12 protein-coding genes and 1 other RNA gene are annotated in these 12622 nt (G+C 67.6%); 6 read left to right on the top strand and 7 right to left on the bottom strand.

Annotation, left to right across the window (positions count from 1 at the left end):
• Positions 1-44 precede the first annotated feature (44 nt).
• The 6 genes from DB354_RS08435 to leuA form a co-directional block, all read right to left on the bottom strand.
• Positions 45-1247 carry a DUF4340 domain-containing protein gene (locus DB354_RS08435; RefSeq protein WP_107835004.1) on the bottom strand — a complete coding sequence of 401 codons (1203 nt, stop codon included), beginning with the start codon at positions 1245-1247 and terminating at the stop codon, positions 45-47.
• 96 nt (positions 1248-1343) lie between these two features.
• On the bottom strand, positions 1344-3230 hold the full coding sequence (locus DB354_RS08430; protein WP_107835003.1) for a GldG family protein: 1887 nt from the start codon (positions 3228-3230) through the stop codon (positions 1344-1346).
• A gap of 15 nt (positions 3231-3245) precedes the next feature.
• Positions 3246-3971, bottom strand: coding sequence for an ABC transporter permease (locus DB354_RS08425; RefSeq protein ID WP_107835002.1), 726 nt, complete (start codon positions 3969-3971; stop codon positions 3246-3248).
• A gap of 83 nt (positions 3972-4054) precedes the next feature.
• Positions 4055-4777 (bottom strand): ABC transporter ATP-binding protein, encoded by a 723-nt coding sequence (locus tag DB354_RS08420; protein ID WP_107835001.1) that lies wholly within the window; start codon positions 4775-4777, stop codon positions 4055-4057.
• Positions 4778-4941: 164 nt separating this feature from the next.
• Positions 4942-6060, bottom strand: coding sequence for a 23S rRNA (adenine(2503)-C(2))-methyltransferase RlmN (rlmN, locus tag DB354_RS08415; RefSeq protein ID WP_107835000.1), 1119 nt, complete (start codon positions 6058-6060; stop codon positions 4942-4944).
• 172 nt (positions 6061-6232) lie between these two features.
• Positions 6233-7906 carry a 2-isopropylmalate synthase gene (gene leuA, locus DB354_RS08410; RefSeq protein ID WP_107834999.1) on the bottom strand — a complete coding sequence of 558 codons (1674 nt, stop codon included), beginning with the start codon at positions 7904-7906 and terminating at the stop codon, positions 6233-6235.
• A gap of 378 nt (positions 7907-8284) precedes the next feature.
• Here leuA and DB354_RS08405 point away from each other — a divergent pair, with 378 nt between their 5' ends.
• The 6 genes from DB354_RS08405 (at position 8285) to DB354_RS08380 (ending at position 11783) form a co-directional block, all read left to right on the top strand.
• Complete coding sequence (locus DB354_RS08405; RefSeq protein ID WP_107834998.1) at positions 8285-8878, top strand: sigma-70 family RNA polymerase sigma factor; 594 nt, start codon at positions 8285-8287, stop codon at positions 8876-8878.
• The gene (locus DB354_RS08400; protein ID WP_107834997.1) at positions 8875-9186 is read left to right on the top strand and encodes a hypothetical protein; all 312 of its coding nucleotides are present in this window, start codon (positions 8875-8877) and stop codon (positions 9184-9186) included. Before DB354_RS08405 ends, DB354_RS08400 begins: the two co-directional genes overlap by 4 nt.
• A gap of 1 nt (position 9187) precedes the next feature.
• Positions 9188-9844, top strand: a complete 657-nt coding sequence (locus DB354_RS08395; protein ID WP_107834996.1) for a hypothetical protein — start codon at positions 9188-9190, stop codon at positions 9842-9844.
• A 59-nt stretch (positions 9845-9903) separates the two neighbouring features.
• Positions 9904-10002, top strand: an RNA gene (gene ffs / locus DB354_RS08390) — signal recognition particle sRNA small type.
• Between the two features lie 117 nt (positions 10003-10119).
• On the top strand, positions 10120-11271 hold the full coding sequence (dnaX, locus tag DB354_RS08385; protein WP_107834995.1) for a DNA polymerase III subunit gamma/tau: 1152 nt from the start codon (positions 10120-10122) through the stop codon (positions 11269-11271).
• Between the two features lie 146 nt (positions 11272-11417).
• Positions 11418-11783 carry a hypothetical protein gene (locus tag DB354_RS08380; RefSeq protein ID WP_146180157.1) on the top strand — a complete coding sequence of 122 codons (366 nt, stop codon included), beginning with the start codon at positions 11418-11420 and terminating at the stop codon, positions 11781-11783.
• Positions 11784-11810: 27 nt separating this feature from the next.
• Here DB354_RS08380 and DB354_RS08375 read toward each other — a convergent pair whose 3' ends face one another.
• Positions 11811-12617: a hypothetical protein gene (locus DB354_RS08375; RefSeq protein WP_107834993.1), complete on the bottom strand. Its 807-nt coding sequence runs from the start codon at positions 12615-12617 to the stop codon at positions 11811-11813.
• Between the last annotated feature and the right edge of the window lie 5 nt (positions 12618-12622).

Genomic DNA, 12622 nt, shown 5'->3' with positions numbered 1-12622 from the left:
GGAGCACCGGAGCTTGCCGGGGGGCCCCGCAGCCGCTCGGCCGGCTATTTGGCCGGCGGCACCGCTGGCTTCTGGTCGGCCGCGGGCGCCGGGGTGGCGGGGCGCGGCTCGAACAACTCGTCGGCCGACTGCGGCAGGCTGGTGAAGGTGTAGTCGCTGATCTGGTACGCCCGCTTCGCCATCAGCGCGTTTACCGGCGCCGAAGCCTCGCTGCTCGTGACGAACGCGAACACCGGCCCGGCGGGGATCGTCTCAAATTCCGGCGCCGCGGGCTTGTCCTTGCCGGCTTCGTTGCCGGCCGGCTGGTCCTTCTTCGCCAGGTCGGTGATCGAGCCCATGGAGGCGGGCCCGGTCTTGCCGTCGGAGGAGGCGACCGGCGCCTTGAGCTTCTTCTCCTCGGGCTTGCGCCCGAGGGCGATGGTGTAGGTCTTGCCGTCGAAGGCGGTGAGTTTCGCGACGCGCTGATTGGCCTTGGCGACGGCGACCTGGGCGTCGTTCGGCTCGACGGTGTCGGTGAACCGCAGGGCGGTGAGGCTGCTGAGCAGCGCTCCCACGCGGGCCGCCTTCACCTGCTGCTGGGCGGGAGTCGGCTCGGCCTTCCAGGCGTCGTCCTTCTTCGCGCGCGTCAGCGTCACCGTCGCGGGCTTGGCCGCGGCGCCGTCGTCGGCCGGGGGCGCAAACGCGATCTCGACCTTGGCGACGTCGTCGGGCTTCAGCGCGAGCAGCTCGGCGCTGGCCCAGTTTTTCGCGTCCGCGTCGAGCCAAGCGTTGAGGTTGGTGAGGTAGGCTTTCGTTTCCTCGCCGAAGCGGACGAATCGGCCGCCGCCGAGGTCGGCGTTCTTCCCGAGCGTGACGGACCACAGCGGCTTGTCCGCGGCGTCGAGCAGTTCGATCCGGGTGTCTTTGAATTCGAGCCGCGCGACGCGCTCGGGGTTGGCGGTAACGAGTCGCTGCAGCTTTGCCTCCGTCAGGCTGCCGACGAAGCTGGACAACTTTGCCATGTCGGCGGGCAGGTCGAAGTAGCTCGCGTCGCGCCAGGTGCCATCGGCCTGGCGGGAGAGAAGGACGGTCTTGCCGGCGTCACTCAGCCGCAGCCGAGCCGCCTTTTCGATGGTGGTGGCGTCGACGAGGGCCTGGCCCGTGCGCGGGTCCTTTGAGGGCGGCGGGGCCGGGCGGCGGGCGATGAACACGACCGCGGAGACGACGGCCAGGACGAGGATCGAGAGCGTGAGGGTTTTCAGTCTCATGGTGATGGACGGAAAGCGGAGCGGGGAGGGAGAGGAGATCGCCGGGGGGCGGGACGGCGGAACCGTCGCGCGTCCCGTGCCGGCGGGGCGGCGGGATCAGCGGCGGCGGGAGCGGTAGAACCAGACGCCGACGAGGCCGATGAGGACGATCGGCGCGGCGAGGTTGAGGGTGAGCAGGCGGTTCTCGAGGGCGTCGATGTCCTCGCGGAGCGCGCGGCGGATCTCGCGGCGCTGGCCGCGCATCTCGGCAGACTGCTTCTGAAACTCCTCGATGGCCTTGGTCATCTCGGGCGTGGCGACGAGCCGGTTGCCCTCGGTCCGCCGGCCCTGCAACTCGCTGAGCTTGGTCTGGACCTCCTGCAACCGCGCATCGAGGGCGGTGAGCTGCTCCTGGTATTTCTTCTGGGCCTCGATTTCCATCTCGCGCACGACGTCGAAGGGCCGGATCGAGGTGCCCTTGCCGCGGATCGAGATGAGGTCCTGGGAACCGCCGAGGAATTCGACGACGTTGGCGCCGAAGGCGAGGTTGTCGTTGAACGGCTGCGCCGCGGTCTGGCCGAAGAGGTTGAATTTTCGAACGCTGTAGTCGTCGAACAGCCAGTCGGTGTCGGCGATGACGAACAAGGTGGACGCGGTCTTCGATTCCTTGAGCCCGGCGGGTTGGGCGGCGTCGGTCTTCGCGTCCTTTTTGGTGGCGGCGGGTTCGTCCTTCGGGACGCCCGCGGGGAAGGCGGTCGTGAACTTGCCCTGGACGAGGGCGGCGATGGTCTTCTTGCCGCTGGCGGTGATCTGCTTCGCGACGTCCTCGGGCTGGGCGAACTGCAGCGCCATGGCGGCGACGTCGCCGGAGCGCGCGGAGGTTTCGACGAGCGGGGTGAAGGTGAGGGAGCTGCCGGCCTTGGGCGCGAGGAATCCCGACTCGATAAACATGGCGGAGTTGAGCTGCGCGGTGAGCGGCGAGCGGGCGCTGAAGTTGGTTTTGCGCAGCGTGAGCCAGACCGGGTAGCGGGCGGTGGTGGCCTGGCCGGTGCGGACCTCGGTGGCGTTCTCGAGGTCGCCGACGATCTTTTGGGGATCGTACTGGATGCCCCAGGCGTTGAGCAGCGCCGGCAGGTCGCTGGAGACGTTGGGCTGCGGGCCGCCGAACATGGCCTGCTGGCCGCCCTGACGCTTGAAGTACTGGGAGGCCGGGTCGACGGCGAGGATGACGGGCTTGCCGGCGAGGAGGAACTGGTCGATCGCGTACTGCAGCTTCGGGGAGACGTTCTGCGGATGGATGACCGCGAGCACATCGAGGTTGGCGGGAAGCTCGTTCGCGGTGGCCTCGATCGGCACGATCTCGAACGACTCCTTCCATTCCTCGATGACGTACTGCGACGGACGCGGCTGCTGCCGCATCATCATCATCATCTGCATGTCCTGCGGGCTGGAGCCCTGCAGGGGCAGCGACGTGAGGAGCCCGAGCTTCGGCTTGTCGAGCTGCTGCACGCTGTAGATCAGCTTCGAGAGATCGTATTCGAGGAACGGCTCGCGTGCCGGGGTGAAGGCCGGGACGGTCTTCTGCTGGTCTGCCTGCGTGACCACGAGCCCGAAGAAGAACTGGTCGCCGCCCTGCTGCGAAACCTGCGGGGTGAGGCCGACCGCGGTGGCGCGCTCCTCATCGGGCGTGTCGGGCCGCGGGTTGACGATGCTGAGGGTGAGCTTGCCCTTCGAGGCGCGGACGTACTGCCGCAGCATTTCCTGCACGCGCGCGGCGTAGTTCTTGTAGGTGATCGGAATGCCGGTGGCGTCCTTCGAGTAGAAGAGCTCGATGGTGATCGGCTCCTCGATTTTGCCGAGGACGGCCTTGGTGCCGGGCGAGAGGGAGTAGATCGAGTCCGCGGTGGCGTCGACGCGCACCGGGAGCGTCGAGGCGAGATAGTTGACGAGCACGAGCCCGACAAACAACAGGACGATGGCGACGGCTTTGGCGCTGAGTTTCATGGCGCGGCGAGAGGGTTAGCGTTCCAGCGCGACGACGTTCAGGAAGAGCGAGAAGCCCATCAGCGAAAGGAAGAACACGACGTCCTTCGGATCGATGATTCCCTTGGTGAACGCGTCGAAATGGGTGATGAAGCTGAAGTTCGAGAGGGCGTCGGCGACGCCCACCGGGAACCAGGCCTCGAGGGTGTCGGTGAAGCTGCTGAAGCCGAGGAAGACCAGGAAGGCGCAGGCACCGAGGCTCAGGACGAAGCTGATCACCTGGTTCTTCGTGAGGGCGGACATGACGGCACAGACGCCGAGATAGCCGCCGGCCATCAGGATCGCGCCCAGGTAGGTGGTGGCGATGACGCCCCAATCGGGGTCGCCGAGGTACGCAACGGTGAGCACCATTGGGAAGCTCAGCAGCACGGCGAGGGCGAGGAACGCCCAGCCGGCGAGAAACTTTCCGAGCACCGCCTCGAGCGTGGTGACGGGCAGGGTGAACAGCAGTTCGACGGTGCCGGAGCGCTTTTCCTCGGACCAGAGGCGCATGCCGACGGCCGGCACGAGGAACAGAAAAAGCCAGGGAAAGAAGATGAAGTAGGTCTCCATGCTCGCGGTCCCGGAGCGGAAGAACCCGCCGTAGCGGGAGAACGCGAGGGCGACCGAAATGAAGAGAAACCCGCTGAGGAACACGTACGCGACCGGCGAACGGAAGTAGCCGAGAAACTCGCGTTTGAACACGGGAGCGATTTGGCGCATGGCGGCGAAGAGGAGCTGAAAAGGGAGGAAAAACGGGGCGCGGCGGGGGGGCGGCGCGCAGAGGGGAAAAGGAAGGCAGCGGACTAGATGTCGCCGCGGGTGAGGCTGCGGAAGATCTCGTCGAGCCGCGCGCCGGGCTGGCGGGCGTGCAGCTGGGCGGGCGTCTCGTCCACGACCACCTTGCCCTGGGAGATGATGATCACGCGGGTGCAGATGGCTTCCACCTCCTCCAGGATGTGGGTGGAGAGGATGACGGCCTTCTCGGCGGCCATGCTGCGGATCAGCGCGCGCACCTCGTTCTTCTGGTTGGGATCAAGGCCGTCGGTCGGCTCGTCGAGCACGAGGGCGGGCGGCTCGTGAAGGAGCGCCTGGGCGAAGCCGACGCGCTGCTTGAAGCCCTTGGAGAGCGTCTCGATCGTCTGCTGCCGCACGGGGCCGAGATGGGTCAGCCCGATGGCGCGGTCGACCTGCGCGCGGCGGGCGGCGGCGGTGCGGTAGCCGCGGACCTCGGCGACGAAGCCGAGGAATTCCTCGACGGTCATTTCCGGATACGCCGGCGCGCTTTCGGGCAGGTAGCCGAGGCGGCTCTTCACCGCGACCGGATCGGCCGTCACGTCGATGCCGTCGACCGTGGCGGTGCCGGCGTCGGGCCGGAGGAAGCCGGTGATCATCTTCATGGTGGTCGACTTGCCGGCGCCGTTGGGCCCGAGGAAGCCGAGAATGTCACCGCGGTTCACCTGGAAACTCACGCCGTCGACGGCGCGTTTGGAACCGTACGTTTTCACCAAGCCTTTGACTTCGATCATGGGATGAAGCGGGGGAGTAAAGGGCGATATGACCGGTCGGACGGGAAAAGTTCCGGTCAGCCGATCAGGTAAAGGCGTGACGTAAAAGAAGCCCCGGTCTCCGCTTTCAAGCGGAAAGTGCAGGCCGACCGGCCCCTTGCGGGGCGGCGGGAGCAATTTCGAGCTCAGCCGGCGACGGCGGCGGCGCGCTCCTGTTCGGTCCGCAGGCGCAGCTGGCCGCAGGCGGCGTCGATGTCGTGCCCTTTTTCGCGGCGCAGCGTGACGGACACGCGGGCGGCGCGGAGCACGTCGGCGAACTTTTCCTGCCGGGTGAGGGAGGGCCGTTTCCACGGGAGTCCGGCGACCGTGTTGTACGGGATGAGATTCACGTGGGCGTGCAGGTCGCGCGCGATGTCGCGCAGGGCGCCGGCCTGGGTGAGCGAGTCATTGACGTCTTCGATGAGGATGAACTCGAGCGTGACCATGCGGCCGTGCTTCTCGCTGAACGCCTTCACGGCGGGGACGAGTTTCCCGAGTGGAAACGCCTTGTTGACGGGCATGATCTTCTCGCGGACCTCGTCGGTCGCGCCGTGCAGGGAGACGGCGAGGCGGAAGCCGAGGGGCTCGTCGGCCAGGCGCAGGATCTTGGGCACGAGCCCGCTGGTGGAGAGGGTGATGCGGCGGGCGCCGAAGCCGAGGCCCCATTCGGCATTCACGATGGTGAGGGCGCGGATGAGGTTATCGTAGTTGGCGAGCGGTTCGCCCATGCCCATGACGACGATGTTGTCGAAGGAGGCGAGCTCGGCGCGGGCGCGCGGGGTGCGCTCGTCTTCGCGGTAGCAGACGTGCAGGAGCTGGGCGACGATCTCGCCGGCGGTGAGGTCGCGTTTGAGGCCGGCGAGGCCGCTGGCGCAGAAGACGCAGCCCATGGCGCAGCCGACCTGAGTCGAGATGCAGATGGTCTTGCGGGAGTGGTCGACGCCGACGCCCTCCTGTGGGGCGCGGATGATCACGGTCTCGATCAGCGAGCGGTCGCCGAGTTCGAGCAGCAGCTTGTCCGTCACATCCTCGGACTGCTTGTTGAGCACCAGACTGGCGGGCAGGAGGTCGAACGTCTCCGCGAGCCAGGTGCGCAACGGCTTGGGCAGGTTGGTCATCTGGTCCCAGGCGCGCGCGCGCTTCTTGTAGAGCCAGTCGAGAATCTGCCGGGCGCGAAAAGCGGGCTCGCCGTGGGCGCGCAGCTGCTCGGTGAGCGACGCGAGCGTCTCGCCGGTGAGCGCGGGCTTTTCAGGAGTGAATTTCATGCGGACGGGCCAGCGTAGGAGGCGGAGGCGGGAGCGCAAGAAGCCCGGAGCCGCGCTCGGGCAACACCGGGAGTCGCGGGACGGTGGTGGCGTGGCGGCGGGCCGCCGCGGGAGCCGGGGACCGGCGGCCGAAACCCTGGAGCAGGTCCGGCGCCGGTGCCGGCGGATGCGTTCAGGGCTGGGTGTGGCAGAGCACCCGGTTGAGCGCGCTGACGATCGCCTTGATCGAGGCAAGCTCGATGTTGGTGTCGGTGCCGGCGCCGAAGACCGTGTGGTTCCGCTCGGTCCTGACCTGGATGTAGCTGACCGCGCGGGCCTCGGAACCCTTGCCGAGCGAATGCTCGGAGTAGGAGAGGACCTCGAACTTCGGCAGATTGGTGCCGGCGAGGGCGCGGGTGAAGGCGTCGATCGGGCCGTTGCCCGTGCCGGTGACCTTGTGGGCGGAGCCGCTGATGACAACGACCCCGTCGCACTTCACGACGCTGTTGCGTTCGGAGGTCTTGAACTGCTGGAGCGAGATCGGCTCGGCGCGTTCGAGATACTCCTGGCGGAACACGTCGTGGATCTCGGCCGGCGTGAGTTCGGTGCCCTTGGCGTCGGCGACGTCGTTGATGATCTTGCCGATCTCCTTGTGCATGAGCTTCGGCAGGACGTAGCCGAACTCGTGCTCGAGCACGTAGGCGACGCCGCCCTTGCCCGACTGGGAGTTGATGCGGATGATCGCCTTGTAGCTGCGGCCGATGTCGGCCGGGTCGACGGGAATGTAGAGGACGTCCCAGGGCTGGTCAGGCTGCTGGGCGGCCCAGGACTTCTTGATGGCGTCCTGGTGCGAGCCGCTGAAGGCGGTGAACACGAGCTCGCCGGCGTAAGGCTGGCGCGGCGGGACCTCGAGCCGGGTGCAGCGTTCGTACACCTCGCGGATCTCGTTGATGTTCGAGAAATCGAGGCCCGGGTGGATGCCGTGCGTGTAGAGGTTGAGGGCGACGGTGACGACGTCGAGGTTGCCGGTGCGCTCGCCGTTGCCGAAGAGCGTGCCTTCGACACGGTCGGCGCCGGCGAGGAGGGCGAGCTCGGTGGCGGCCACGCCGGTGCCGCGGTCGTTGTGCGTGTGCAGCGAGATGAGGGTGCAGTCGCGACGCGTGAGATGCGTGCTCATCCACTCGATCTGGTCGGCATGGACGTTGGGCGTGGCGTACTCCACCGTCGCCGGGAGGTTGAGGATGATCTTGTTGGCGGGCGTCGGCTGCCAGACGTCGGTGACGGCCTCGCAGATCTCGAGGGCGAATTCGAGCTCGGTGCTGGTGAAGCTCTCCGGCGAGTACTCGAAGCGGACGTTGGTGCCGGCGGCGATCAGGGGCTGGGTGTGCTGCTTCACCCACTTCGTGCCCTGGACGGCGATGGCGACGATGTCGGCGCGGGAGGCGTTGAACACGTGCTTCCGCTGCGACGGCGACGTCGAGTTGTAGAGGTGGAAGATGGCGTGACGGGCGCCGCGGAGCGCCTCGACGCTGCGCGTGATCAGCTCCTCGCGGCACTGGCAGAGAATCTGGATCGCGACGTCGTCGGGGATGTGGTTCTCCTCGATGAGGCGGCGGCAGAAATCGAACTCGATCTGGGAGGCGCTGGGGAAGCCGACCTCGATCTCCTTGAAGCCGATCTTCACGAGCAGGTCGAAGTACTCGAGCTTCTCCTCCACGCTCATCGGCTGGGCGAGGGCCTGGTTGCCATCGCGGAGGTCCACGCTGCACCAGATCGGCGCACGGGAGAGGGTGCGGTTGGGCCATTGCCGGTTGGGCAAGACCACGGGAGGAAACGGGCGGTACTTCGTAACAGGTGCTGATTGCATAACGGTGCGACTGACGAACGGGTAAAGGACTGGATTTCTGACGGAGCTGCCCGACCGGAGTCGGACAGATTTGAACACGCCGCGGCGAGGCGGCGACAAGAATTCAGGCCAACGCACACCCCGCCGTTACACGGCGCCGTAGAGGGCGTGCGCGTTCGTAAGTCGCAGGGCCTGGAGCAGAATCTGCATTACGGTGACGTGACGTAGCCGCCCGGGCGCCGGAAAGTCAAGGGGCGGCTGTGGCATCAGCCGGGCGCCGGGGAGAGCGGCGCGCGGGGGGCCGGGGGGAGCCCGCGAGGGGAAAGTCCGCCGTCGGGGTAACCCGGCGCGAGCCATCGCCGTCTTGCCTGATGTGCATGTCCTTGCCTCCATTCGCCTATGCCCGACGACGCCACGCCATTTGATCTGGCTGGGTGCCTGCAGCTGGTGCGGCAGCGCGACCAGGCAGCGGCGCGGGAGCTGGTCGAGCACCTCTATCCGCTCGTCATTCGCATCGTACGTTCGCATCTGCCGCGACGCGTGCCGGAGGAGGACCTCGCGCAGGAGGTGTTTCTAAAGATGTTCACCCGCCTCGAACAGTACCAGGGCGCGGTGCCGTTTCCGCATTGGGTGTCACGCATTGCCGTGACGACCTGCATCGATCATCTGCGCGCGCAGCGCCGCCGGCCGGAGTTTCGGTGGGCCGATCTTTCGGAGCAGGAGACCGAGGTGCTCGACGCCGTGCTGACGAATGAGAATGAAGTGGCGGCCAACGACGCGATGGCGGCGCAGGAACTCGTCCACAAGCTCCTCGCCCAGCTCAAGCCCGACGATCAGCTCGTGCTGCGCCTGCTCGACCTCGAACAAAAGACGATCGCGGAGATCGCGGACCTGACCGGCTGGAATCAGTCGCTCATCAAGGTCCGGGCCTTCCGGGCCAGACGAAAGTTGCAGAAGCTTTTCCAGGAACTACAAAGAAAGGAACGTTCATGAACCCGCACGACTTTCGCCAGGCTTGGTTCCGGCTCGCGGCGACCGCCCGCGCCGGCCGGGACGAACGTGATCTCTCGGCTCCGTATGGCTTCGCGACCCGCGTGGCCGCCATCGCGATGGCCGCGCCGCGCCTGCGCGCCTCGCTGCTCGAGCGTTTCGCGTTTCGCGCCGTCGGCGTGGCCTGCCTCCTCGCGATCGCGAGTGTGGCCGTCAACACCTTCGCCTTCCGCTCCGACCCCGTGGTGAACGACCTTTCCGCCACCGCGGCCACGGTCGAGGATCCCATGGCGGTGTTGCTCGACGCCTAGCATGGAAAAACCCTGGAAAGTCATCGTGGCGTTTCTCGGCGTGTTCATCGCCGGGGCGGTTTTTGGCGGCTTCTTTTCCCTCGGCATGGGCATGCGGTGGATGTCGATCCTCCCCGCGGCGACCCCGCCGGCCGTCGTTTCCGGTCCGAATACTGCGGTGACGGCCCCCGCGACGCCCGTGGCGCCCTCGGTCAAGCTGCCACCGCCGTCCGCCGCCGCCAGTTCGCTCAAGAACTCAATGCTGCAAATCCCGCAGACCTGGCAGGCGACGCAGGTCATGCGCCGCTATGCCGAGCGGCTCGACCTCACTCTGGAGCAAAAGGATCGCGTCATGCCGCTGATCCGGCGCGCGACCGACGACTACCGCCGGATCCAGCAGAACACCTTCCGTGAAACCGCGATCGTCTTGCAGCGGCTGCAGCAGGACATCGCCAAGGAGCTCACGCCGGCGCAGCTCGAGAAGCTCAACCGGCTGGAGGAGCGCCAGCGCGAAACCATCCAGAAAATGGAGCAGTCGCAGCGCGATTCCCGGAAAGCCGAACTGCCCAAGAAGCCGGGCGCGAAGAAGTCTACGCCGGCGGAAACGCCGCCCGCCCCGGTCGAATCCGCGCCCGCCGCCAGCAGTCCCGCGGTGCCCACCGGCACGCCTTCCGCCTGAGGCGGAAGAGAGTGAGATTAGGCCTTGCGTGCGGCGGGACCTCGCGCATGGTCCGCCTCGGCCAGGTGCCATGCATGGGCAGACGCGTGAACTCCGCCAGGACCGGAAGGTAGCAACGGTAGCGACGTTCTCCCAGTGCCGTGGAGTGCCTGGCCACTTTTTTTGTCCTGAAGCCGGGGCGCGGACGGGGATCAACGGCGACGCCCGCTGAATTTGTGCGGTCCTGAAACTTTCAACTTTCAACTTTGGACGCGCCCGCCAACGTTCGTCGCGCTTTGTCCTCCACCTACCAAGTCATTGCCCGGAAGTGGCGGCCTCAGACCTTCGACGACGTCGTGGGCCAGGACCACGTGGTGCGCACGCTGAAGAACGCCATCAGCCGCGGCCGCATCGCCCATGCCTACCTGTTTGTCGGCCCCCGGGGCACGGGCAAGACCTCGACCGCCCGCATTTTTGCCAAAGCCCTGAATTGCACCGATGGGCCGAAGGCGGACTTCGATCCCAATGATCCCGCCTGCAAGGCGATCGCCGAGGGCTCGCACCTCGACGTGGTGGAGATCGACGGTGCCTCCAACAACGGCGTCGACCAGGTCCGCGACCTGCGCGAGACCGTCCGTTACGCACCCGCGCAGGGTAAGTACAAGATCTACATCATCGACGAGGTGCACATGCTCTCGGCGGCGGCGTTCAACGCGCTGCTGAAGACCCTCGAGGAGCCGCCGGCGCACGTGAAGTTCGTCTTCGCGACGACCGATCCGCAGAAGGTGCTGCCGACGATTGTGTCGCGCTGCCAGCGCTTCGATCTCAAGCCGATCCCGGAACCGCTCATCATCGAGCGCCTGAAGAAGATCGCGGTCGACGAGAAGATCACGGTGAGCGACGAGGCCCTGGCCTGCATCGCGCGCCTGGCCGACGGCGGCATGCGCGACGCGCAGTCGATCTTCGACCAGATGATCTCGTTTTGCGGCGCGGAGATATCCGAGCCGGACGTCCTGGACGTGTACGGCCTGGTGGCCGCCGAAAAGATCAAGGTGCTCGCCTCCGCGCTGGCGGCGGCCGACCACAAGCAGATCATCGCGGTCGTCGACGAATGCGACGCGGCCGGCCGCGATCTCGTCCGCCTGTTGATCGACCTGCAGGCGCTGGTGCGCGGCGCGGTCCTCGACGCCATCGCCAAGGGCGGCAAGACCGACCAGCTCGGCGGCGTCACGATGACCACCGAACAGCTCACACGCATGCTCGACGCCCTGCGCGAGGGCGAAGGCAACGTGAAGCTCGGCCTGGCGGAGAAGATCAATTTCGAGGTGACGCTCCTGAAGGCCGTCGAGGCCAGCCGGGCGCGCGCCATCGACAGCCTGATCAAGGAGCTGACCGCGCTGGCCGACGAGACTCCGGCCGCGGCGGCCGACGAAAAAAAAAAGGGCTGATTGACCAGCTTGAGGCGCGGCTGACCGCCACGCTGCGCGAGTTGGGGGCCGAGCACGCGATCGTCGCTCCCCGCCCGGCGCTGGCCAGTTCGCCGGCTCCGTACCTCAGCCGCCTTCCGTCCACGGCTGCCGCTTCGGGCCCGGCCGTGCCGCGCAGTCCCCACGAGACCAGTCCGGTCGGACTGGCCGTCGCGCCGGCGGAGGATTCCGCCGAGCCCGAGGACGACGCAACGCTGGCGATTCCGCCGACGCTGGAGGATGGCGCCCCGGTGGTGGACGACGCGGCGGAATCCGAGTTTCTGGCCGAAGCGCGCGCCCGCGGCGAACCGGTCTCCTCGCCCGCCGCGGCGACCGAGCCGGTGGAGGAAGTGGATTCGAAGGCGCTGCCGAAGCTGGATGAACTCGTGGCGCGGATTCCGCCCAACGTGCGCGACGTGCTCGAGGACCTCTTCCGGGCGCGGTTCGTCAGCGTGAAGCGCATTCCGAAGAAGGCGCTGCTGAAGGCGAAATAGCGCCGCGCGCGGCCGGAAGCCGGCAGCTCAATCGCAGCGCCGGCGGGCCCCGAGCCACGCCAGGGTCGCGGTGATCGCGGTCCAGCCGGCGAGCAGGCCGGCGAGCCAGAACGTGGCATGGCTGATCCACCAGCCGGTGAGCTGGCCGGTGGCAAAACCGGTGAACGCCGCGCGTTCCACCGCGAACAGCACGGTGACGCGGAAGGCGTCGAGCGGGTTGGCCATGAGCGGCGTGACCCACCAGTCGGGATGCTGTTGCGCCCACTCGCAGCCGGAGGTGCCAAGCAGCAGCAGGTCGGTGCCGAAGAGCGCCACGAACCACACGGCCAACGCGGCGATCAGGCCGCGCACGCTGTCGCGGACCCAGAAGCCGATCGCCAGGCCGGCGAGGGCGCAGACGACGCTCAGGCCCGCCGCGCCGCTGCCGACCAGCAGCAGCCCGGGACTCGAGCCGCCGGCAACCGCCGTGGGCACGACCAGGAGCAACGCCGAGCCGCCGGCGAGCGCGGCGAGCGCGGCCGCCTTGCCGGCGAGCCACGGACCGATCCCCGCCGGTTGGCCGAGGAGCCAGGTGAACTCGTCGACCTCGGCGTGCGCGGAACTCAGCCCGAGCAGGAGGGACGACAGCGACACCGCGTAGAGCACGGCGTGGAGCAGCCACCAGGTGGCGCCGCGAGCGAAGGCATCGCCCGAGGTCAGCAGCGGCAGGAAGCCCGCGAGCAGGACCAGTGCGAGATGCGCGTGGAGGAAGCGATTCAGCCGGTGGCTGAGGAACTCGCGGCCCGCCGCGGCGCGCAGCACGATGCCCAGGGAGGGAGTGGCGTGAGGGCTCATGGGGC

It is taken from the genome of Opitutus sp. ER46 (assembly GCF_003054705.1).
Classification (GTDB): Bacteria; Verrucomicrobiota; Verrucomicrobiia; order Opitutales; family Opitutaceae; genus ER46.
The sequence above is the reverse complement of the archived record's forward strand: the minus strand, read 5'-3'. Positions and strand labels throughout refer to the sequence as shown.

Bases quoted from the DNA above. Each gene is read 5' to 3' on its own strand.
- DB354_RS08435 (WP_107835004.1), bottom strand. From the start codon at position 1,247: ATGAGACTGAAAACCCTCACGCTCTCGATCCTCGTCCTGGCCGTCGTC.
- DB354_RS08430 (WP_107835003.1), bottom strand. From the start codon at position 3,230: ATGAAACTCAGCGCCAAAGCCGTCGCCATCGTCCTGTTGTTTGTCGGG.
- DB354_RS08425 (WP_107835002.1), bottom strand. From the start codon at position 3,971: ATGCGCCAAATCGCTCCCGTGTTCAAACGCGAGTTTCTCGGCTACTTC.
- DB354_RS08420 (WP_107835001.1), bottom strand. From the start codon at position 4,777: ATGATCGAAGTCAAAGGCTTGGTGAAAACGTACGGTTCCAAACGCGCC.
- rlmN (WP_107835000.1), bottom strand. From the start codon at position 6,060: ATGAAATTCACTCCTGAAAAGCCCGCGCTCACCGGCGAGACGCTCGCG.
- leuA (WP_107834999.1), bottom strand. From the start codon at position 7,906: ATGCAATCAGCACCTGTTACGAAGTACCGCCCGTTTCCTCCCGTGGTC.
- DB354_RS08405 (WP_107834998.1), top strand. From the start codon at position 8,285: ATGCCCGACGACGCCACGCCATTTGATCTGGCTGGGTGCCTGCAGCTG.
- DB354_RS08400 (WP_107834997.1), top strand. From the start codon at position 8,875: ATGAACCCGCACGACTTTCGCCAGGCTTGGTTCCGGCTCGCGGCGACC.
- DB354_RS08395 (WP_107834996.1), top strand. From the start codon at position 9,188: ATGGAAAAACCCTGGAAAGTCATCGTGGCGTTTCTCGGCGTGTTCATC.
- DB354_RS08375 (WP_107834993.1), bottom strand. From the start codon at position 12,617: ATGAGCCCTCACGCCACTCCCTCCCTGGGCATCGTGCTGCGCGCCGCG.